This window comes from Sphaerisporangium viridialbum, from assembly GCF_049674955.1.
GTDB lineage: Bacteria > Actinomycetota > Actinomycetes > Streptosporangiales > Streptosporangiaceae > Sphaerisporangium > Sphaerisporangium viridialbum.
The window spans coordinates 1,408,313-1,428,978 of the sequence record NZ_CP187232.1 but is presented as its reverse complement, the minus strand read 5'-3'; the positions used below and the strand labels follow the sequence as shown (position 1 = coordinate 1,428,978).

General features: G+C 70.8%; 18 protein-coding genes. 7 read left to right on the top strand and 11 right to left on the bottom strand.

The genetic code is table 11. From position 1 onward, the window contains the following. Window positions 1–44: 44 nt before the first annotated feature. Window positions 45–1,160, top strand: coding sequence for a glycosyltransferase (locus tag ACOZ38_RS06775; RefSeq protein WP_424529263.1), 1,116 nt, complete (start codon window positions 45–47; stop codon window positions 1,158–1,160). A gap of 16 nt (window positions 1,161–1,176) precedes the next feature. On the opposite strand, the gene ACOZ38_RS06770 is transcribed toward ACOZ38_RS06775, so the two are convergent. Continuing rightward, on the bottom strand, window positions 1,177–2,418 hold the full coding sequence (locus ACOZ38_RS06770) for an MFS transporter (RefSeq protein WP_424529262.1): 1,242 nt from the start codon (window positions 2,416–2,418) through the stop codon (window positions 1,177–1,179). A 172-nt stretch (window positions 2,419–2,590) separates the two neighbouring features. On the opposite strand from ACOZ38_RS06770, the gene ACOZ38_RS06765 reads away from it, so the two are divergent. Then, window positions 2,591–3,331, top strand: coding sequence for an acetoacetate decarboxylase family protein (locus ACOZ38_RS06765; protein ID WP_424529261.1), 741 nt, complete (start codon window positions 2,591–2,593; stop codon window positions 3,329–3,331). Between the two features lie 165 nt (window positions 3,332–3,496). Here ACOZ38_RS06765 and ACOZ38_RS06760 read toward each other — a convergent pair whose 3' ends face one another. Then, window positions 3,497–4,789, bottom strand: coding sequence for a DUF222 domain-containing protein (locus tag ACOZ38_RS06760; RefSeq protein ID WP_424529260.1), 1,293 nt, complete (start codon window positions 4,787–4,789; stop codon window positions 3,497–3,499). A gap of 1,087 nt (window positions 4,790–5,876) precedes the next feature. Here ACOZ38_RS06760 and ACOZ38_RS06755 point away from each other — a divergent pair. Together ACOZ38_RS06755 and ACOZ38_RS06750 are read left to right on the top strand one after the other, a co-directional pair. Beyond that, a complete protein-coding gene (locus ACOZ38_RS06755; RefSeq protein ID WP_424536965.1) occupies window positions 5,877–5,969 on the top strand; it encodes a MerR family DNA-binding transcriptional regulator in 93 nt (30 codons plus the stop codon). A 476-nt stretch (window positions 5,970–6,445) separates the two neighbouring features. Continuing rightward, window positions 6,446–6,628, top strand: a complete 183-nt coding sequence (locus ACOZ38_RS06750) for a TipAS antibiotic-recognition domain-containing protein (protein WP_424529259.1) — start codon at window positions 6,446–6,448, stop codon at window positions 6,626–6,628. A gap of 168 nt (window positions 6,629–6,796) precedes the next feature. On the opposite strand, the gene ACOZ38_RS06745 is transcribed toward ACOZ38_RS06750, so the two are convergent. The 6 genes from ACOZ38_RS06745 to ACOZ38_RS06720 form a co-directional block, all read right to left on the bottom strand. Beyond that, window positions 6,797–7,675, bottom strand: coding sequence for a glycosyltransferase family 2 protein (locus ACOZ38_RS06745; protein ID WP_424529258.1), 879 nt, complete (start codon window positions 7,673–7,675; stop codon window positions 6,797–6,799). A gap of 210 nt (window positions 7,676–7,885) precedes the next feature. Next, a complete protein-coding gene (locus ACOZ38_RS06740; RefSeq protein WP_424529257.1) occupies window positions 7,886–8,653 on the bottom strand; it encodes a CDP-alcohol phosphatidyltransferase family protein in 768 nt (255 codons plus the stop codon). Continuing rightward, window positions 8,631–9,671, bottom strand: coding sequence for an iron-containing alcohol dehydrogenase family protein (locus ACOZ38_RS06735; RefSeq protein WP_424536964.1), 1,041 nt, complete (start codon window positions 9,669–9,671; stop codon window positions 8,631–8,633). The genes ACOZ38_RS06740 and ACOZ38_RS06735 overlap by 23 nt, the downstream gene beginning before the upstream one ends. An 82-nt stretch (window positions 9,672–9,753) precedes the next feature. Then, complete coding sequence (locus ACOZ38_RS06730) at window positions 9,754–10,488, bottom strand: sugar phosphate nucleotidyltransferase (protein WP_405144838.1); 735 nt, start codon at window positions 10,486–10,488, stop codon at window positions 9,754–9,756. Window positions 10,489–10,609: 121 nt separating this feature from the next. Further along, entirely contained in the window at window positions 10,610–11,233 is a 624-nt protein-coding gene (locus ACOZ38_RS06725; protein ID WP_424529256.1) for a DUF5941 domain-containing protein, read from the bottom strand. A 2-nt stretch (window positions 11,234–11,235) separates the two neighbouring features. Next, window positions 11,236–12,789, bottom strand: coding sequence for a CDP-alcohol phosphatidyltransferase family protein (locus tag ACOZ38_RS06720; RefSeq protein ID WP_424529255.1), 1,554 nt, complete (start codon window positions 12,787–12,789; stop codon window positions 11,236–11,238). A 294-nt stretch (window positions 12,790–13,083) separates the two neighbouring features. Between ACOZ38_RS06720 and ACOZ38_RS06715 the strand changes: the two genes are divergently transcribed. Next, the gene (locus tag ACOZ38_RS06715; RefSeq protein ID WP_405144835.1) at window positions 13,084–14,496 is read left to right on the top strand and encodes an SDR family NAD(P)-dependent oxidoreductase; all 1,413 of its coding nucleotides are present in this window, start codon (window positions 13,084–13,086) and stop codon (window positions 14,494–14,496) included. 76 nt (window positions 14,497–14,572) lie between these two features. Then, on the top strand, window positions 14,573–16,336 hold the full coding sequence (locus ACOZ38_RS06710) for a CDP-glycerol glycerophosphotransferase family protein (RefSeq protein ID WP_424529254.1): 1,764 nt from the start codon (window positions 14,573–14,575) through the stop codon (window positions 16,334–16,336). Window positions 16,337–16,379: 43 nt separating this feature from the next. Here the strand turns inward: ACOZ38_RS06710 and ACOZ38_RS06705 are convergent, their stop codons facing one another. Then, window positions 16,380–17,408: a glycosyltransferase family 2 protein gene (locus ACOZ38_RS06705; RefSeq protein WP_424536963.1), complete on the bottom strand. Its 1,029-nt coding sequence runs from the start codon at window positions 17,406–17,408 to the stop codon at window positions 16,380–16,382. A gap of 102 nt (window positions 17,409–17,510) precedes the next feature. Between ACOZ38_RS06705 and ACOZ38_RS06700 the strand changes: the two genes are divergently transcribed. Next, complete coding sequence (locus tag ACOZ38_RS06700; protein ID WP_424529253.1) at window positions 17,511–19,016, top strand: LCP family protein; 1,506 nt, start codon at window positions 17,511–17,513, stop codon at window positions 19,014–19,016. A 6-nt stretch (window positions 19,017–19,022) separates the two neighbouring features. On the opposite strand, the gene ACOZ38_RS06695 is transcribed toward ACOZ38_RS06700, so the two are convergent. Together ACOZ38_RS06695 and ACOZ38_RS06690 are read right to left on the bottom strand one after the other, a co-directional pair. Beyond that, on the bottom strand, window positions 19,023–19,682 hold the full coding sequence (locus ACOZ38_RS06695; RefSeq protein ID WP_424529252.1) for a hypothetical protein: 660 nt from the start codon (window positions 19,680–19,682) through the stop codon (window positions 19,023–19,025). Between the two features lie 101 nt (window positions 19,683–19,783). Next, window positions 19,784–20,614, bottom strand: coding sequence for a phosphoribosylaminoimidazolesuccinocarboxamide synthase (locus tag ACOZ38_RS06690; protein WP_424529251.1), 831 nt, complete (start codon window positions 20,612–20,614; stop codon window positions 19,784–19,786). Between the last annotated feature and the right edge of the window lie 52 nt (window positions 20,615–20,666).

Below are 20,666 nucleotides of genomic sequence, written 5' to 3'. Positions count from 1 at the left end.
GGTCCGCATCCGGGCAGGAAGGGAACGCCACCCAGCATCGACATATGAAGGTATGTGTCGGCACGATCGTCCACCACCCGGAGGACGCCCGGATCATGCATCGGCAGATCCGGGCGTTGCTAGACGCCGGGCACGAGGTCACCTACATCGCGCCGTTCACTCACTGCAACGTCACCCCGCCGCAGGAAATCCAGGCGATCGACGTGCCGCGCTCCGTGGGCCTGCGCAGGGGGCGCGCGCTCAACGCGGCACGCATCGCGCTGAAGAAGGGCTCCAAGGACGCCGACCTGCTGCTCGTCCACGACATCGAACTGCTGTTCGCCCTGCCCCGGCGCCGCCCCACGACCGTGTGGGACGTGCACGAGGACATCGTGGGCGCCCTGGACACCAAGCCCTACCTGTCCGACTCCGCGCGCCGGATGCTCCCGCACCTGATCAACAGCGTCGAGAGGCGGGCGGAGCGCCGCCTGCACCTGATCCTGGCCGAGGCCGCCTACCGCGACCGCTTCGCCGGGAACCACCCGGTCATCCCGAACACCACGTACGTGCCCGCCACGCCGCCGCCCCCGCCGGGCGAGAACCGCGTCGTCTACGTCGGCCACCTGTCCGAGGCCAGGGGCGTCGCCGAGATGGTGGAGCTGGCCCGCAGGCTCCGCCCGCACGGGATCCGCCTGGACCTGATCGGAGCAGCCGACGCGGCGGTGCGCCCGATGCTGCGGGACGCGCAGCGGGAGGGCCTGCTCGATTGGTTCGGGTACGTGCCGAACGACCACGCGCTGCGCATGGCCCAGGGCGCGCTGGCGGGGCTCTCGCTCCTGCACGACGTGCCCAACTACCGGCAGTCCCTGCCCACCAAGGTCATCGAGTACATGGCCAGGGGCGTCCCCGTGATCACCACCCCGCTGCCCATGGCCGCCTCGATCGTCGGGCGTACGGACTGCGGCATGATCGTTCCTTACGGCGACGTGGACGCGGCGGCGCAGGCCGTACTCCGCCTGCGGGACGACCCCGAGCGGCGGGCCGTGATGGCCGCCCGAGGGTACGCCGAGGCCCGTGGCCACTACCACTGGCCGGACCACGCGCGGGAGTTCGTCGCCAGGCTGGAGGAATGGGCCGTCCGCGTCCCCGCCTCCGCCGTCCACCGCGTCGTCCCCGCCTGACCCGGTCCCGCGGCCATCAGCGGACGGCGCCGGTGTCCTCTCCGGCCTGCTCGGCTACGGCCGGATGCCGGCGGGGCGCCCGGCGTACCAGGTGCCGACCGAGGGCGAGCACCGCGACCAGCGCCAGCAGCCCGCACACGCCCGCCCACCCCAGGGTGGTGTAAGCGCGCACTCCCAGCCACGACCCGGCGCTGCCGCCGGCGAACGAGCACGTCATGTACGCGGTGTTGAGCCTGCTGCGGACCTCGGGACGCAGGGCGAAGATCCGCGCCTGATTGGCGGCCTGACCGCACTGCACCGCGATGTCGAGCAGCAGCATCCCCACCACCAGCGCGGCCAGACCGATGGCGCCCCCGAGGCCGCCCGCCGTGAGCACGCCCGCCGCCACGATGGCCCCGAGGATGCAGGCCAGGTTGACCGGGTCAGGGCCGCGGCGGTCGACGTAGCGTCCGGCGGCGGGCGTGCAGAAGACGCTTCCCGCGCCCACGAGCGCGATCAGCCCCACCGCCTGGGCCCCGAGGCCGTACGCCGGCCCGCTGACGAGAAGGGCAAGGCTGGTCCACGCGGCGCTGAAGCCCCCGAACAGCGTCGCCCCGTAGAAGCACGAGCGCCGCAGGTCCGGCTCCGTGCGCAGCAGGCGCAGCGACTCGGCCAGCAGGGACGGGTACCGCTGCCGCGACGGCGGGTTCGTCCTGGGCACGGCGAAGGCGAGGACCACCGCGAGCAGCAGCGCGAGTGCCGCGGCCACGACATACGGGGCCCGCCACCCCAGCCATTCGCCCACGGTCCCGCCGAACGTGCGGGCGAGCAGAATGCCGCCGAGCAGACCGCCCAGCAGCGTCCCGACTATGGCGCCCCGCCGGTCGTCGGCCACCAGTCCGGCCGCCATCGGCAGGATGACCTGCGGGATGACCGTCGTCACCCCGACGACCGCGCCGGCGGCCACGAGGAAGGGAAGCGCGGGCGCGGCACTCGCGGCCAGCAGGCCGAGGCCCGTGAGCGTGAGGAGGGTGACGATGAGAGGACGATGCGGCAGCCGGTCGCCCAGCGGGACCAGGAGGAAGATGCCGACCGCGTAGCCGATCTGCGTCGCCGTCGCCACCAGGGCGGCGGAGTCCGGCGACACGTGTAACCCGGCGGCGACGAGTGGGCTGATGGCCTGCGGGAAGTAGACGTTGGCCACGCTGACGCCGCAGGCGAGAGCCAGTATCAGCACCATGCGCCGGCCCAGGGGCGACCGGGGTAGGTCGGGGGACACGCACACTCCTTCTCACAACCGATCCCCGCAATCTAGCGACCCCCCTGAACCCCGCCCGCACCTCCCCTCACCCCGCACGACCGTTCACCTCGACGTTCCGTTCCGTCGTTCTTGTACTCTGTCGTTCTTGTACGGCTGGCGCCCCGCAGCTCGGGTTGGTGTACTGGACGTTATGGCTAGCCATCTCATCCAAGGGCGCCGGGTCGATGTGCCGGTAGAGGTCAGGGATGCCACGATGTGCAGCGCGATGTACCTCGTGCGCGCGGACGCCGCCCGGGCGGTGCTCGCCTACGCCGATCTCGACGTCAGCGAGGTGCTTCCCGGCAAGGCCCTGTGCACGCTGGCGTTCGTCCGTTATGGCGACAGCGACCTCGACTCCTACAACGAGTTCGGTGTGGCGTTCATGGTCCGCCCTCCGGAAGCCGGGCGCCTACCCACGCGCGGCGTGCTGTCGGGGTTGAAGGATCTTCGCCTGAACGGCACCGGGGCGTTCATCCACTGGCTCCCCGTGGACCAGGGCTTCACCATGGAGGCCGGACGCACGATCTGGGGCTTCCCCAAGGAGCTCGCGGAGATCGACCTCCGGCTGACCTCGCCGTACAAGCGGTGCGTGCTGCGCAAGGACGGTCGCCTCGTCCTCGACCTGCTGATCCGTCCGGGGATGCCGGCGGTCGGCGCCCCGACCCCGATGGAGGCCTACTCCCGCCTCGACGGCGTGACCCGGCGCACCAGCTGGACGATGCGCCCCCACGGCGTACGCGCCCGCCCCGGCGGAGCTCTGATCAGACTCGGCAACCACCCCATCGCCAAGGAACTCAGCGAACTGGGCCTCCCCAAACGCGCCCTGATGACCACCACGGCCTCCCACCTCAAAATGACCTTCCACGCCCCGATTGAGCTCCCGCACACCTGAGACGCTCGGGGTGCCCGACGCCTTACCCACGTAGAGGCCACCCCGAGGGAGTGAGCTCCAGGGCGATCTTCAAGAACGCCTCGGTCAGGGGACTGCGTCCTGCGTCCTGCGTCCTGCGACATCACCATCGTCTTCTGGCGCCGGAGTGCCGGGTCTATGTGCGGTCTATGTGCGGGGGTGCGGGCGGGGCTTCCGGCTGGGGTGGCGTCCGACGTAGGTGTAGGTCCAGCGGTCTTTTCCGGTGCGGTGGCGTTGGTAGCGGTCGGGGTGGCGGTAGCGGTCGCGGTTGTGGAACTGGCAGGCCGGTCCGAGGTTGGTCAGGTCGGTGGGTCCGCCGTGGGCCCAGCCGTCGGCGTGGTCGATCTGGCACATGGTGGCCGGTAGCGGGCAGCCCTGCACCCAGCAGGTCGCATACCGGGCGATCACCGCCCGCCGCTGGGCAGCCGTGGCCAGCCGTACCCGCCGTCCCATGTCCAGCACCTGGCCCTGGGCGTCCATCACGATCCGCACCAGAGCCGAGGTGCGCGCCAACCGGTGAACATCACCCACCGGCAACAACTGCCCGGTGCCCGGCAGCATCGCGGGCAGCCCACGATCGGCCCGCTGCCCGCACGTCCCGCAAACACCATCACCGGCCCCGGCGCCCCCTTCGGCCCCGCCACCCCCTTCGGGCCCGGCACCCCCTTCATGCCCACCGGGTCCAACGAATCCAGCAGCGCCAGCAGGTTCAAGATGCCTGGCAGGTCCAGCCGGTCCGGGCTCCGTTTGGGTGTTGCGGGAGTCCGGCGCTGGGTGGGCAAGGTCGTCAGGGAGGGAGGCGGCGTTGACCAAGACCAGCAGCTCGGTGGTGATCTGCTGTTCCAGCAGAGCGATGAACGCGTCGGCGTTGCGTACCCGCAGCGGGCGGTCATCACCCTCGGCCCGGGGTTTGGCGTAGGAGTCCAGCAGGGACTTGAGCCGGGCGGCGGCTTCACGCGGCAACCGGAACTCCCCCTCCATCCCACCCCAAGCACTCTCACGCACAACCAAGAAGCGGGACGCGTGATCCGCCTCGGCCTCACCGGCGGTCGCATCGGGGGTGAGCACCTCACGCAGGTAACGACCCGCCTTGGCCACCTCCGCCGGGCTCGCCTCATCAGCCAGACCCAGCAGGATCGGCTCGGCCAGGCCCACCTGCTCGTCATTCAGGTGCGCGGTCGCGGCGCAGATCGCCGAGACCATGCCCTCGCCCAGGGTGCCTGAGGCGAACCGGGCACGCACCCCATCAAGGCGGGCCAACTCCACCGCCAACCCCACCAGACGTCCAGCCCCGGGCATGCTCATCCCACACGCAGAACGCAGCCACGTCTTGGTCGAGGCATGCCCCTGGGCCCGGGCCTCACCGGTCGCATGCACCCGGCCCACCCGCGCCGCGATCGCCGACACCAGCCGATCACGCGCGACCACCAGATCCTCCACCTCGGCCGCACAGACCGCCGCAGAGTCCGGCACCCGCCCAGCCGCCAACGCCCGAGCCGCCTCCCGTACCCGCCCCACCAACACCCACGACGCGGGCCCGCCGCCACTCTCCCCACCGTCCGCCTGGTCATCGCCACCAGCATCAGCGGGCCGGCCACCCGAATCCCCTCGGTCGCCAGTGTCAGCAGAGCCGACCCGCACGCCATCCCGCTCATCACCCAGACCCCGGTCAAACGGCTCGCGGACGCTGCCGGGCAGGTCACGGTCACGCAGGTCACGGTCACGCAGGGAGGGAACATGCAGGGAGGGAGAACGCGGCGCCCGGTTGTGGCCGTCACGAGCTCGCCGGTCGCGATGGCCGGGGTCGGGTTGGCTGGGGTCGGGTTGGGGGTCGAGTGGGTCATTCAGCGGAGGGAGGTCGTGTGCGGCGGACCCGTCGCTGGACCAGCCGGAGGCACGCGCTACCACCGCCTGCCACCACTCAGGGCCGAGCACACCCCCGCCCAGCGAACCCGGCTGCGGGTGCGATCGACCGAACCTCGAGACATCTGCCACCCGCCGCCACCTCCAAAGCGAATTCGAAAACCTGTACGAATGTTTTCACATTCCAGAGCCTCTCGCAACTCAAATTCCCGCCACCAAGAAATAGCACGGAAAGCGAAATAGATAGTTATTATCCACAAGAAACACCATCACTATAATTAGAGGCACCTGTCCGAGCTTGCCCCATTTGGCGCGGGCAGTGCTCCACATCAAACAGGATGCCACCTGCAATTCCGTCAGCAAAAGTACCTATTCCCCACACCGGTCACACATTTCAGATACCGCGCCATCCATGCCATCTGAACAGCAGGTATGCCAACACGAACCCCATCTGCGGCATAACGGACCACCCACCGACATGCTGGACGCAAACGAACCCCGTTAATGCCCGCTTTGTCACCCGGTGGATTGGCCTGCGCAGCGGGCGGAAGTCCGAGGTTGCGCTTTCCGAAGCGTCAGCTTCTACGGTCGTCTGTGTGGCCGGAAAGACCGGCCCGGCGATGGGAGGCTGAGAGACCTCAGATGGCCTGCGGACGTGGCCCGGATGTCCGGGGTGACATCCCGGACCCTGCGGCACTACGACGAGATCGGCCTGCTCCCGCCGGCATGGATCGGTGACCGCGACCATCGTCACTAAGAGCCACTAAGAGAGTCACTACGAGGAGGCCGAGTTGCTGCGGCCGCAGCAGATCCTCCTGATGCGGGAGCCAGGACTGGGCCTCAGCGAGATCGCCAAAGTCTTGGACGACCAGCTCGACCGAGTGACGGCGCTACGGGCGCACCATCAGCGGCTGGTGGCGGAGCACGACCGGTTCGACACGCTGGCCCATACCGTGAGCCGCACCATCGCCGAACCGCAGGCAGGAAAGGACGACAGCATGCCGAAGATCAACGAGCCGGAGAACCTGTTCGAGGGATTCGACGCCTCACGTCACGGGTCCGATGTCCAAGAAAGGTGGCCGCAGGAGTGGGAGCAGTCCAGGCGGTACGCCGACACGCTGACACCCGGGCACCACGAGCGGATGCAGCGTGAGACGGCCGCGCAGATGGTCCGCATGGCAGGGTGCATGGCAGGGCTGGCACCCCGGTCACCGACCCCCCGTACAGGCCGCGGTGGACGATCACTACCAGGGCATCTGCCGGTTCTGGACCCCGAATGCGGCCGCGTTCAACCGCCTCGGCCAGACCTACGTCGACGACCCACAGCGGCGATCGGTGTACGACCGGGTCGCCGACGGGCCGGCGGAGTACCAGGGTGACGCGATGGTCGTCTACGTCGGCGTCCGGCTGAGCTGACCACAGTTTGAGCTGACCACAGTGTTTGAGCTGACCACAGTTATGGCGCCGCTGGAGGGGCTGCAGCCCCCGGCGGCGCTGCCGGATCCGTGCCGACCACGCCGCTTGATCCGACCATCAGAACCGGCGAGGGTCACAGCCGTACGAGGAGGCCACGGTCGTGACGGTTCAGACGATTGGGGGGCGGCCGAGGCGGAGCATGCGCCAGGCGGTGCGCCAGGCCATGGGGCGGCGCTCGCCCGCCGGCTCCCGGAGGCCTTCCTTGAAGCCCCGGAACCATGACTTGATCGCGACCGAGGAGCGCTCGCGCACCAGCGTCAGCACGGCCCAGTCGAGCAGGTAGAGCACCGCCAGCGCCCAGGGAAGGTTGCGGCGGGCCAGCCAGACCCGGTTGCGCGCGTTCAGCCGGTAGAAGTCGGCGTGGCGCGTGGGCGGCACCTGAGGGTGGTACATGACGGCGTCCGCGTCGTACTCGATGCGGTAGCCCTCGCCGAGGAGGCGCCAGGCGAGGTCGGTCTCCTCGTGGGCGTAGAAGAAGCGGCCCGGAAGGCCGCCGACCTGCAGGTAGGCCGAGCGTCTGATCGCGCAGGCGCCGCCCAGGAAGGTGGTCACCGGCGAGGAGCGCTGCGGGTCGCCGGCCCGCAGGCGGGGCACGTGGCGACGCTGGCCCACGCCGCCGTCGGGGTCCATGACGCGGAAGGAGATCACCGCGAGGTCGGGCTCGGCGGCGAACCGCTCACGGACGTGCGCGGCAAGCTTGTCGTCGGCGTACCAGCCGTCGTCGTCGAGGAACAGCACGACGTCGCCGGTGCACTCGCGAACGCCGTGGTTGCGGCCTTCGGGAATGCCGACGTTGTGCGGGATGCGCACGGTGCGCACGGAGGCGACGCCGGGCATGGGGACCTCGGCGAGCTTGGGCACGTCGGCACCGTTGCCGACGACCACGACCTCGACGTCACCGTCGGTCTGGTTCAGCGCGGATTCGACGGCCCTGTCGAGCTCGGCGATCCGGTTGCCCATGGTGAGGATGACACACGAGATCTTCAACGCGTCATCGCCTCGACGCACGGAGAACGCATGGAGTCATGATCACCGAGTCTGTGTGAGCGGGCAATCCAGCTTGTGTCTGCATACTGCGAAATAAGGGTATCGGAACTGTCAGCGAACCCCCGCCAAACAGTAACTGTTGGCTTGGCGGTGGCTCTTGACAGAGATACGACGCCGGAGGGCCGCCGCCGGTTCCGATGCTTTCTCATCTCACCCGAGCCGCTTCGACGCCAGGATGCTCACGAGGTGGAGGATCGCCTGAAGCCCCGCGAAGACGACGCACGCGATCGTCAGCACCTGGGTCGCCACCAGGGTGCCCGCCACGGCGTCCCAGACCGCCGCGATCACGGCGATGATCGACAGCTCCACCGCCTGGATCACCCGGTGGAACCGGAGGGCCGCGGCGACCTTCCTGGCCGCGCCGAGCCGCCGCGACTGGAAGTGCTCGGCCGCCGCTTCGGTGGTCGCCGTCAGTCCTGAACGGGCGCGGGCGACGTCGACCAGGTCGGTCTCCGACTTGATCAGGATGGCCCCGAGCGCGGCGGCGACGCCGAGCACGGTGTACCAGTCGGGCAGCGTGGCCGAGGCCCGGAACCCGAGCCCGATCAGCAGCGCGGCCTCGCAGAAGTAGTGACCGACACGGTCGAGGTAGACGCCGGTGATCGAGGTGCGGTGGGTCCACCTCGCCAGCTCGCCGTCGGAGCAGTCGAGCAGCAGGTAGACCTGGATCAGGACGGCCGCGGCGACGGCCGCCCACAGGCCCGGCAGGGCCAGCACCACGCCCGCGAGCAGCCCGGCCAGGATCATCAGACCGGTGACCTGGTTGGGGGTGATCGGCGTGCGGGCCAGCGCCCAGGTCACGTAGATCGACAGCTTGCGCATGTAGAGCGCGCCGGCCCAGTGCTCGCCGGAGTTGCGCTCCATGGTCGTGTGCGGCTGAGCGACCGCACGCAGCTCAATGACCGAGGGCCCGGACATATTCCTCCACCCGGTCACGCACTTCGGCCTCGGAGAGGCGCAGGTGCTCCAGAATCGTGTATCGCCCGGGACGGGTCGACGGCGCCAGCATCACCGCTTCGGTGAACTGCTCGGCCGTCAGCCCGACGTCGCCGGGGGTGACCGGAAGGTCATGCCCGCGCAGGCAGTCGGCGACCAGCGAAAGCCGGCGCTCGTCCCCGCGCAGGAAGAAACAGAAGGCGGCCCCGATGCCGGCGAGCTCGCCGTGGTTCGAGGTGCCCGGAAAGAGCTGGTCCACGGCATGCAGGATCTCATGATCTCCGCCGCTGCTGGGACGCGACGAACCCGCGATGACCATCGCCATGCCCGACAGCACCAGAGATTCCGCCAGAACCGTGAGGAAGGCGTCGGACTCGATGGAGTCGCTCCTGCCGAGCACGGCCTCGGCGCTGGTGCGGGCCATGGCGACCGCGAGGCCGTCGATGGGCTCGCCGCGCTCGACGTTGCCGAGCTGCCAGTCCTCGATGGCCGACAGGTTGCTGATCACGTCGCCCACGCCGGCCCGTACGAGCGAGGGGGGCGCGCCGTGGACGAAGTCGAGGTCGACCAGGATCGCCAGGGGCATGGGGACGCCGAACGACCCCTTGCCCCCCTCGTGCTCCAGCGAGGAAACGGGCGAGCAGATGCCGTCGTGCGAGAGGTTGGTGGCCACCGCGACCATGGGGATGCCGGTCAGCGACGCAGCGTACTTGGTGACGTCGATGGTCTTGCCGCCGCCGATGCCCACCACGGCCTCGTACGCGCCCTTGCGCAGGTCGGCGCCGAGGGACACCGCGGAGTCCACCGAGCCGTCGGGAACCCGGAACACCTCCGCCTCGCCCAGCGTGGGCGCGATCATGCTGGAGATGTGGTCGCCCTGCCCGGCGCCCACCGCGACCGCCACCCGGCCGGAGGTGGCCACCCGGCTGTCGGCGAGCAGCGCGCCAAGCTGGGCCACCGCGCCCCGGCGGACCTCGACCGTCAGCGGGGCCATGAGCATTCGCGCTAGGAGCGGCATGCGTTCTCCCGTACCGTCGAAGAGCACGACACGCCGGCCGTCCGCAGGCCCGCGGGCGGCTCGGCTAGTAGGTGCACGCGATCTCCCTGGCCTTGGCGAGGTCGTCGTGGTTGTCGACTTCCACCCAGTCGACCTTGCCAATGGGGGCGACGGCGATCTTCTCGCCGCGGGCCACCATCTCGCCGTACCCGTCCTCGTAGTAGAGCTGGGGGTCGCGCTCGAAGGTGGCCTTCAGGGCGTCGGCGAGGCGCGCGGCGGCCCCGGGACGGATCAGGGTGGCGCCGATGTACTCGCCGAAGGCGTCGGCGGGGTCCATCAGCTTGGTGATGCGCCGCAGGTGGCCCGCCTCGTCGAGTGTGACCTTCATCTCCTCGTCGGCGAGGGATTTCACGTCGTCGACCGCGAGGAGGATGTCGCTGGTCTCGGGCGCGTCGAGGAGCGTGCGCTCGACCGACACCGGGTGGACGGTGTCGCCGTTGACCAGGAGCGCGCCCTCGGAGAAGTGGTCGCGCGCGCACCACAGCGAGTAGGCGTTGTTCCACTCCTCCGCCTTGTCGTTGTGCACGAGGGTGAGCTTCACGTCATGCCGCCGTTCGAGCTCCGCCTTGCGGTCGTGCACCGCCTGCGCCGCGTAGCCGATGATCACCACGACGTCGCGCAGACCGACCGCCGCGAGGTTCCGCAGGGCGATGTCCAGGATCGTGGTCTCTCCGTCGACCGGCACGAGCGCCTTGGGCAGCGTGTCGGTGTACGGCCGCAGGCGTCGTCCGGCCCCGGCGGCCAGCACCATTCCCAGCAACGTGCACTCCTCAATAAAGCCAGAATCTGTAGGCCAAAGGTTAGTTGCCTACAGGTGGTGATCGTGTAATCCGGAGTTCACCTATTCCGTAACAAGACCAATCGTTGGCAATGACCGGCCATCAGTCGAGCCCGCCGAGGTCGGCCGCCTCGACGCCGGATCTGGGCGCGGCGAGCCAGCAGGTGATGCTCTCCCAGCAGAAAAGCGCCACGAGGTAGAGCGCGACCAGCGCGAACACGGCCGTGACGACGCCCAGCAGGACTCCCATGGCGATCAGCAGCATCCGCCCCTCCCAGCCGAGCCCGGCGGAGGCGAGCCAGGCGGGCGGGTAGACGTGCTGGCGGCAGCGGTACACGACGTCGTAGTGGTGGAAGAGCATCGCGCCGAGCAGGGCGAACAGCAGGACCTTCGGCACGTCCCACGCGAAGCCCACGCAGGCGATGAAGCCGTACTCGGTGAGCCGCAGGATCGGCGGCACCAGCCAGTCGAGCCGCCCGTCGTGGGCGTGGGAGCTGCCGGGGCCCGCGAGCAGCAGCGCCACGGCGGGCGCGAAGACGGACGGCCCGTCGGCGCCCGCGACGCCGAGGAACAGCATCACCCCCGTGACGAACGCCCCGGCGATCGCGGGCGGCAGCGGCGGCAGCTGGCCCGCTACGAGCAGGCCCATGCCTCGTGCCAGCACCCCGTCGTCGCGGTAGGTCACCACGGAACTGCGCGGCACCGGCGCCATGTGCACCTTGGTCATGCTCACAGAGACCTCGCGATCCGGCCGGTCAGCGTGTAGAGCGCCGCGAGCCCGCCCCAGGCCAGCAGCGCGAGGAAGGTCACCCGCGCGTTGAACAGCGCGGCGGTCACCGCGATCAGCACCATGCGCTCGCCGATGGGGAGCACGACGATCTTCTTCAGCCAGCGGGAGGCGGTGTTCCTGTCGAGGCGGGCCGAGAGCCGCACGACGGAGCCGTCCGCCCGCCCGCGCACCGGCGTCACGACCGGATCTCGCCTGAGCGCTCCTGGCAGCCCCAGGGAGCCGCCGTGCCCGGGACGCTCCCAGACCGCGCCGGCGCCGGCGGCGTCCGCCCGCGCGGCGGCGTACGAGAAGTCGATCATGTGGCGTATCGCCTGGACCAGCATGGCCGCCACCGCCAGCGCCCAGATGCCGCCCGGGCCCGTCGACCCCAGCTCGACACCGCCGGTGTATCCAAGGGCGAGACCGACATAGACGACATACTCCTTAACGCGGTCGAACGTGGCGTCCAGCCAGGCCCCGAGCGGGGAGAACATGCGGGTGTACCGGGCGAGCTGCCCGTCCACGCAGTCGAGGACGAACGACAGGTAGAGCAGCGCCGCGCCCGCGACCTGCGCGCGGCGCTCCCCCGCGGAGAAGGCGACCGCCGCGAGGCCCGCGAGGCCGACCGAGAGCCCGGTGACGGAGTTCGGCGTGAGCCCGAGCCTGGCGGCCAGCCGCACCACGTGCCCCGACCACGAGCTCACGAAGTACGTCGCGACGAAGCCGTCATCGGACTTGACCGCGGCCTCCAGCCGGGCGCGGTCCTCGTCGACCTCTCCCAGCCTGTCGATGGCGGCGTCTGCGCCGAGCCGGCCCGTGACCCTGTCGCAGTGCAGCCGCCCGAGGGGCGCCGCCCGTACGGGCACGCCGACGCGCACCAGGCCCGCGAGCAGCAGGTCGGCCACCTCGGTGTCCTCGGCGGCGCCGAGCCGCTGGTCCTGGGCGAGGTCGGCGAGCTCCTCCGCGACGTCGGCCAGGCTCCCGAGATCGGCCTCCCCCACGTGCAGGACGCCCCGGAAGCCGCCGTTGGCGCCGCTCACGGTGTGGAAGGAGTTGCCCGCGGCGACCACCCTGCCGCGCTCCGCGCGGATCGGAGGAAGCCGATCGTGCTCTGGGGAGACCAGCGCGCCGGTGCCCCGCGCGGGGTCGGCCAGCAGCAGGGCGAGCGCCTCGGTGTGGGCGACCAGGTCGCCCGGGAACACCGCTAACGGGCCCGAGACCGCGCGCGCGACCTCGGCCACCGCGCGCAGGTCACCGGTGAGCCCGGAGCTCCGGGTGACGTCGGGCCCGGCCAAGGGATCGGCCAGGGGCCCGGCAATCGGCTCGGTCACCGGCTCGACCGCGGGCCCGGCGACGAGCATGGCGGGACGGGACGGGAGCGCGGGCAGGTCGGTGGAACGGGTCACGACGTGCACCCGGTGGACATGGAGCGTCGCGAGCTGCCGGACCAGCCGGTCGGCCAGCGTGCCTTCGGGGCATGCCAGCCTTGTCGCCGGGGTGGTGGCGAGCAGCACCGCGACGGTCGCCGGCGGCTTCCTCTCCGAAGGGGCGCCTGAATGCTCCGCAGATGTGCCGGAAGGCTTTCGGGGAGGCCTCACAGGGGGCGGGTACGCGGAGTCGGGCAACCGGGGGTCTCCTTCCGCGACCGGGGATCGTCCACCCCGCAAAGTAACCGAGCCGTCACGCGCCTCGCAATCCCATCGGCGCGTCACGCTGCGCGCCGCTGCGTTATAAGGGGACGTGGGCCCCGCCTCCGGGTAGTGATCAGTAAGGTGAGTCGTTACCGAGTCGCATAAGGAAGTCCTATTTTGGCCACACAGGAACCACGCCTGCGGACCGTCGGAGTGGTCCTCGCGGGCGGCATCGGGCAACGCGTCGGGCTCAACACCCCGAAGCAGCTTCTCAAGATCGCGGGACGCACGATCATCGAGCACACCCTCACGGTATTCAACGACGCGCCGGAGATCGACGAGATCGTCGTCCTGATGGCCCCCGGCTTCACGGCCGAGGTCGAGCGGTTGGTCGAGCGGGGCGGCTTCCACAAGGTGAGCAAGGTCGTGGAGGGAGGCGCGAGCCGCACCGAGTCGACCTGGCGGGCCCTGCGGGCGCTCGGCCCCGACGAGTGCGACGTTCTGCTGCACGACGCCGTGCGCCCCCTGCTGGAGCCGCGCATCATCTCCGAGTGCGTCGAGGCCCTGAAGGTGTACTCCGCGGTCGACGTCGCCATCCCGTCGTCCGACACGGTCGTGGTGGCCGCGCCGGGGCCGCGCGGCGAGATCATCCGCGACATCCCCGACCGCTCGCGGCTGCGGCGCGGCCAGACCCCGCAGTGCTTCCGGCTCTCGGTGATCCGCGAGGCGTACGAGCGCGCCTTCGCCGACCCGGACTTCGACCGGCAGCCCGCCACCGACGACTGCGGCGTGGTGCTGCGCTACCTCCCGGACGTCCCCATCTACATCGTGCCGGGCAGCGAGCACAACATGAAGGTCACCCACCCGGTCGACGTCTACATCGCCGACAAGCTGTTCCAGCTCGCCTCCAACACCGCTCCGGTGCCCGCGAGCCCGGAGGCGTACCGGCGGGCGCTCGCGGGCAAGACCGTGGTCGTGTTCGGCGGCAGCTACGGCATCGGCGCCGACGTCGTCGACCTCGCCGGCGAGTACGGCGCGAACGTCTACTCATTCTCGCGGTCCCAGAACGGCGTGCGCGTGGAGGACCCCGTGTCGGTGGCCGAGGCCCTCGACCAGGCGGCCAAGGAGAGCGGCCGGGTCGACTACGTCGTCAACACCGCCGGAGTGCTCCACATGGGCAAGCTCGGGGAGGCGGACGACCTCACCGTGGAGGAGACCGTCGGGGTGAACTACCTCGGCCCGGTGAACATCGCCAGGGCGGCCATCCGCCACCTGCGCGAGACCCGGGGTCACCTGCTTCTCTACACCTCCTCGTCCTACACCAGGGGCCGCGCGGACTACAGCCTCTACTCCTCCACCAAGGCGGCCGTGGTGAACCTCACCCAGGCGCTCGCGGACGAGTGGGCCGAGTACGGTGTCCGCGTCAACTGCGTCAACCCCGAGCGCACCGGCACGCCCATGCGGCACCGCGCCTTCGGCGACGAGCCCCCGGCCAGCCTGCTGTCCCCGCGCGCGGTCGCGCAGACCTCCATCGACCTGCTCGTCTCCGGCCTCACGGGTCAGGTGATCGACGTACGCCGCGCCCCCTGACGTACGCGGCGCCCCCTGAGTGGGTACAAGACCATCAACGCGCGGGGAAACGACCGGGGGGCCGTCGATGGGGTGGGTGCGCCGAAACACGCCTGGAGCGTTGCTCTCGGGGCTGCTCCTGCTGTCCTTCCCGGCGCTGATGGTCACCGCGCTGTACCCGTTCCCCACGGCCTTCGCCGTCGTGGTGGCGGTGTCGTACGGCGCGGAGGCCGCGGCCGGGCGCCTGGCGCGGCCGGTGCTCGACCGGCTGGGCCGGATCCACCTCGGGGTGACCGTGCGTTTCCTGGCGCGGGAGGTCGGCGCGGTGCTGCTCGTGGCGCGCACGGCCGGCGCGGGCTCCCGGTGGTTCGTCCTGCTCTGCGGGGGGCTGCTGCTCATGCACGTGCTCCGGGTGCTCCAGGCGGGCACCGCGCTCTATCTCGACCGCTGCCTCAACCTCATGCCGGTGACGACCAGGAACCTCGACGTGCCCTCGCTGCGGATCCCCGGGGAGCCTCCGGGAGGCCTGGCCGGATGGCGGGGCGCGCGGCTGTTCTACGTCGACGTCCTCCCCGTGGGCGCGATCGCCTTGGGCGCCCTCACCGTCCGGGAGAGCTCCGGTACGGCCGTGCTGGGAGGGGCCGGGCTCGGCGCGGCCATCGCGCTCCAGGCGGCGGCCGTGCTCGTCCTGCTGGTGCACGCGCGGCGGGCGGCGCCGCTGGCGAACCGCGAGCGCGTGATCGAGGCGGTCGACCGGCGGGTCCAGGCGTACGGGCCCGAGGTGATCTTCTACTTCTCGGGTCCCGCCACCTCCGTCTACCAGGCGACCATGTGGCTGAACACGCTGGCGCGGCTCAGCCGCCGCACGATCGTCGTCCTGCGGGAGCGCGAGATCCTGCCCCTGCTCGGGGCGACGACGCTCCCGGTGCTGTGCGTGCCGTCCGCCGTCGACCTGATGAACCTGCGCGGGCTGGACGGCGCCCGGCTCGCCCTCTACGCGTCGAACGTGGGCAAGAACATCCACCTGCTGCGCGCCCCGGGCCTGCGCAGCGTCTTCATCGGCCACGGCGACAGCGACAAGGAGGCCTCGTTCAACCCGTTCTCCAAGGCGTACGACGAGGTGTGGGTCGCCGGGCAGGCCGGGCGCGACCGCTACCTGCGCGCCCAGGTGGGCGTACGCGACGAGGACATCGTCGAGGTGGGCCGCCCGCAATTGTCGGGGATCAGGCGGAACGGGCCCGGCCTGCCGGTGCTCAGCGTGCTCTACGCTCCCACGTGGGAGGGCTGGACCGACGACCTGTTCCACACCTCGCTCATCACGATGGGCCCGAAGCTCGTACGGGCCCTGCTCGCGCACTCCCCGGCCGTACGGGTGATCTACAAGCCGCATCCGCTGACGGGCGAGCGCGACCCCCGCGCCAACACGGCCCATCGGCGGATCGTCGAGATGATCAGGGCCGGTGCGGCGCCGCATCGGGTGGTCGCCGGCAATGAACCGCACCTGTACGACTGCTTCAACGACTGCGACCTGCTGGTCAGCGACATCTCCAGCGTCGTCGCCGACTTCGTGGCGAGCGGCAAGCCGTACGCGGTGACCAACGTCGCGGGGATGGCCGGCCACGTCTTCCGCGAGCGCTACCCGAGCGCGGAGGCGGCCTACCTGCTCGGCCCGGACCTTCGGGAGCTGCCGGGGATCCTCGCGCAGCTCCAGCGCCCGGGCGAGGACGAGCTGGCCGAGGCGAGGCGGGCGATGAAGACCTACCTGCTCGGGCCCGACCATCCGGACGCGATGACCCGCTTCGACGAGGCCGTCAACCGCGCCCACGACATGGCGGGGCTCAAGGGCACGCTACGGCTCTAGGGTCTCCGGGAGCCCGGGAGGACCCCCGGAGACGGCGTACGGGCTAGGAGGACGCCCCTCGCGGCGGCCTGGCGAGGCGGGGCGGGCTGGTGAGGAAGCCCCAGCCCCACGAGATGTGCATGGTCGCGTACACCACCGGCAGCCGCAGCAGGGCGGCGGCGGACAGCCCCCGGCCGGTGGGCACCGAGCCGGCGAGGATCGCCACGATGTACGCCCCGGGAACCAGCAGGCCGAGCGGGAAGAACGGCGACACGACCAGCCCGAGCAGCATCGCCAGCACCGCGAGCGGCGGGGCGAGGTAGCGGAGGTTGATCGTGCCTTCGTGGGTGCGGGCCACGACCCGCCGCCAGCGTCCGTAGTGGAAGTACTGCTTGGCGAGTGCCTTGACCGTCGGGCGCGGGCGGTACGAGACGCGCATGCGGGGCTGGAACCACACGAGGCCGCCGGTCTCGCGGATGCGGTGGTTCATCTCCCAGTCCTGGGCGCGCTGGAAGTGCTCGTCGTAGCCGCCGACACGCTCCAGCGCCTCGCGGCGGAAGACGCCGAGGTAGACGGTGTCGGCGGGCCCTGGTTGGCCTCCGGTGTGGAAGCGCGCGTTGCCCACTCCGATCTTGGACGTCATGGCGCACGCCACGGCCTGCTCGAACGGCGTGACGCCCTCGGCGGCCATGATGCCGCCGACGTTGTCGGCGCCGGTCCGTTCGAGGGTGTCGACCGCGACCTGGAGGTAGTCCTCCGGGAGCATGGCGTGCCCGTCGACGCGGGCGATGATCCCGTTGCGGGATGCCCCGATGGCGGCGTTGAGCGCGTTCGGGGTGCGTCCGGTGGGGTTCGGCACGACCGTCACGCGGGGATCCTCCGCCGCGAGGGCGTCGGCCACCTCCTGCGTGCGGTCATGGGACGGGCCGATGGCGAGGACGACCTCGATCGGTCCGTCGTAGCGTTGGGCGAGCACCTGCCGCACGGCCTCACGCAGATGGCGCTCTTCGTTGAGCACCGGCATGACGACCGAGATCGGCGGCCAGACTCGTGTGGTCTGGCTGGTTCGGGGCGAGTCGGGGAACTCCTTCATGGCGGCGCTCACGCTACTGTACGAGCGGGTGGGGACGGCAACCCACGGGCGATCGAAAGCCTCCTCACCGGTGAGCGTTCTCGGCCTGAGGGGGGCACCACGGTGAGTGACGACGACTCCGGTGTTGGCGTCGGCGACTCCGGTGTCCACGTGGGAGGCGACGCGTACGGCGGCGTCAGGCTGTCACAGCGCCGCACGAGACGGGCACGGTCCAGCGCGCGCACCATCATGGTCACCGGGGCGCTGTCCAGCGCGGTGCTGCTCGGGTCGGGCGTGCTGTGGTTCCTTTCGACGTACGCGGCGAGCCAGATCAAGCGGGTCAACGCCGGCACCGTGGGCTCCGACGCCCGTGGCGCGATGAACATCCTGCTGGTCGGCGTCGACAAGCGCGACGACCTGTCGCGGCGGCAGCAGAACCAGCTCCACCTCGGCCGTGAGGTCGGGCAGCGCAGCGACACGATGATGGTGATCCACCTCTCGGAGGACCATTCGAAGGTCACCGTGGTCAGCCTCCCCCGGGACAGCTGGGTCGACATCCCCGGCAAGGGCACCCACAAGATCAACTCAGCGTACTCCCTCGGCGGCGCCAAGCTGGCCGTCCGCACGGTGCAGAACGCCACCGGGCTGCCCATCAACCACTACATCGAGGTCAACGTCCTCGGGTTCATCAACGTCGTGGACGCGCTCGGCGGGGTCTCGGTGTGCACCCCCGTCGCGATCAACGACCAGCACACGAAGTTCCAGCTCCAGCCGGGCACCTACGAGCTCGACGGGGTGAAGGCGCTGTTCTACGCGCGCACCCGCGCCACCGCGCGCTCCGACCTCGACCGCATCGACCGTCAGCAGCAGGTCATCTCGGCCCTGCTCCAGCGGGCGCTGAGCGGCGGCACCCTGGCCAACCCCGCGAAGCTCGGCGGCCTCGTCAGCTCGACGCTCAAGACCCTGACCGTGGACGACGCCCTGGCCAAGGACGTGCTGGGGCTCGCCGACCAGCTCAAGGACGTCTCGACCGACGACGTGGCCTTCACCACCGTCCCGCTCGCGGACGTGAACTACGCGGCCCCCACAGGAGAGTCCGCCGTGCTGTGGGACAAGACGGCGGCCCGCGACCTGTTCAAGCGGATCGCGGCCGACGAGCCCCTGGTCAAGCCGGCGGCCTCCAAGACCGCCACGCCCACGCCCTCGGCCTCCTCGTCCTCCTCGTCCTCCTCGGCCGACGCGCTGACCGTGGCGCCCTCGCGCATCGTGGTGCGGGTGGTCAACGGCACGGCCATCACGGGCCTGGGCGCCCGCACCAGGACCGACCTGCGCAAGGTCGGTTTCCAGGTGCCCGCCGCGCCCGGCGACACGACCCCGCGCGACCACACCGACACCGTGGTCCGCTATCCCGCCGGCCGGGAGGACTCCGCGCGTACCGTCGCCGCCGCCATCCCCGGGGCCGACCTGCGCCAGGCCGACGTGCCGGGCATCGAGGTCATCGTCGGGAGCAAGTACTCCGGCACCAAGAAGGTCACCGTCAAGGACTCCCCCGCCGCCACACCCACCCCCGCCCCCGCCGCCGACGCCCCGGTGGCCAGGACCGCCACCGAGAACATCTGCAAGAAGTAAGGGCCGTCAGGCGAGGGCGTGCGCGTTCTTCGCCATGCCCTCGCCGCCTGGGGTTCCCAGTGCCAGCCTCCGGCCGAGCGGGGCCAGGGCGAGCCAGTAGCACACGGCGCCCACGGGGATCAGGTCCAGGTTCACCGCCATCAGCGCGGTGCCGAGGACGACCAGCGCGGGGCTCCAGCCGCTGACCCGTCCCGGCGTCACCACGGCCAGCAGCACGACGAGCGCGAGCAGGCCGACGTAGAACAGCACAGGCCCCACGGTGTAGAACGCCGGGGTCACGCCCGGGTACCCCTGGACCTGCTGGAAGAGGTGGTTCATCTCGGGCCGGTCGGCCGCGCTCAGCCCCACGGCGAGGTCGATGACGGCCTGCCCGGCGGTGGCGGCCATCCCGAGCATGGCGATCACGGTGCTCAGGGTCGCGGTGAACCTCAGGCCCGTCGTCCCTGCCGCCACCATGCGGCGCATCCCGAGGACCACCGGCCCGAAGAGCAGCAGCCCGATGAGGAACGCCGCGTGGCCGGTCGTCCAGGCCACGCCCGGACCCCGGCTCCCGTCGAGCCCGTCGAGCAGCCGGATGACCCCGTACGCCAGCAGGAACAGGGGGGCGGCGGCGAACGCCATCCCGGTGTACACGTCGCGGGAAGCGGTCAGCGATCGATTGGACATGCTCCGATGATGGTCCGGGCACGCCCCCGCTCCCATCGGGGATGACCCCGGACCGCCCCTGACGCCTCCCCCATCCTCTGGTCCGGGGTTCGGGAGGGGGGCTACCAGGCCTTGCCGGTGATGCGCTCGTACGCCTCGATGTAGCGGGCCCGCGTGGTGTCGATGACCTCCTGGGGCACCTCGGGCGCGGGCTCCTTCTTGTCCCACCCGGTGCCGACGGCCCAGTCTCGTACGAACTGCTTGTCGAAGGCGTACTGCGGGCGCCCGGGCTCCCACTGGTCGGCCGGCCAGAACCGCGAGGAGTCGGAGGTCAGCACCTCGTCCCCCAGCACCAGCGTGCCGTCGGCCGCCCGTCCGAACTCCAGCTTGGTGTCGGCGATCAGGATGCCCCGCTCGGCGGCGAGCTCCGCGCCGCGCCGGTAGACCTCCAGCGTGACCCGCCGCAGCTCCTCGGCGGTCTCGGCGCCCTCCTGCGCGACCACGTCGGCGAAGGTGATGAACTCGTCATGGGCGCCCAGCTCGGCCTTGGTGGTCGGCGTGAACACCGGCTCCGGCAGCTTGGAACCCTCCACGAGCCCGGGCGGCAGCGCCACGCCGGACACCGCGCCCGTCGCCTGGTACTCCCTGAGGCCGAGCCCGGCGAGGTAGCCGCGCGCGATGCACTCCACGGGGACCATGTCGAGCCTGCGGCAGCGTACGGCCCGGCCCGCGAACTCCTCGGGCACGTCGGTCGCCGAGATCACGTGGTTGGGGACGATGTCCGCGAGCTGCTCGAACCACCACAGCGAGAGCTGCGTCAGGACCTTGCCCTTGTCGGGGATCGCGGTCGGCAGGATCACGTCGTACACCGAGAGCCGGTCGGACGCCACGAGGATGATGTCCCCGCGGTCCTCGTAGACGTCCCGGACCTTCCCGGAGTGGAGAAGCTTCACCCTGCCCCCTGCTCTGCGACCACCGACGGCCTCCCGGCCTCCCAAACCGGTC

What these genes read in the sequence shown, in the direction of transcription:
- ACOZ38_RS06775 (WP_424529263.1), top strand. Translation starts at nt 45, where the DNA reads ATGAAGGTATGTGTCGGCACGATCGTCCACCACCCGGAGGACGCCCGG.
- ACOZ38_RS06765 (WP_424529261.1), top strand. Translation starts at nt 2,591, where the DNA reads ATGGCTAGCCATCTCATCCAAGGGCGCCGGGTCGATGTGCCGGTAGAG.
- ACOZ38_RS06755 (WP_424536965.1), top strand. Translation starts at nt 5,877, where the DNA reads ATGTCCGGGGTGACATCCCGGACCCTGCGGCACTACGACGAGATCGGC.
- ACOZ38_RS06740 (WP_424529257.1), bottom strand. Translation starts at nt 8,653, where the DNA reads ATGTCCGGGCCCTCGGTCATTGAGCTGCGTGCGGTCGCTCAGCCGCAC.
- ACOZ38_RS06735 (WP_424536964.1), bottom strand. Translation starts at nt 9,671, where the DNA reads ATGCTCATGGCCCCGCTGACGGTCGAGGTCCGCCGGGGCGCGGTGGCC.
- ACOZ38_RS06725 (WP_424529256.1), bottom strand. Translation starts at nt 11,233, where the DNA reads ATGACCAAGGTGCACATGGCGCCGGTGCCGCGCAGTTCCGTGGTGACC.
- ACOZ38_RS06705 (WP_424536963.1), bottom strand. Translation starts at nt 17,408, where the DNA reads ATGAAGGAGTTCCCCGACTCGCCCCGAACCAGCCAGACCACACGAGTC.
- ACOZ38_RS06695 (WP_424529252.1), bottom strand. Translation starts at nt 19,682, where the DNA reads ATGTCCAATCGATCGCTGACCGCTTCCCGCGACGTGTACACCGGGATG.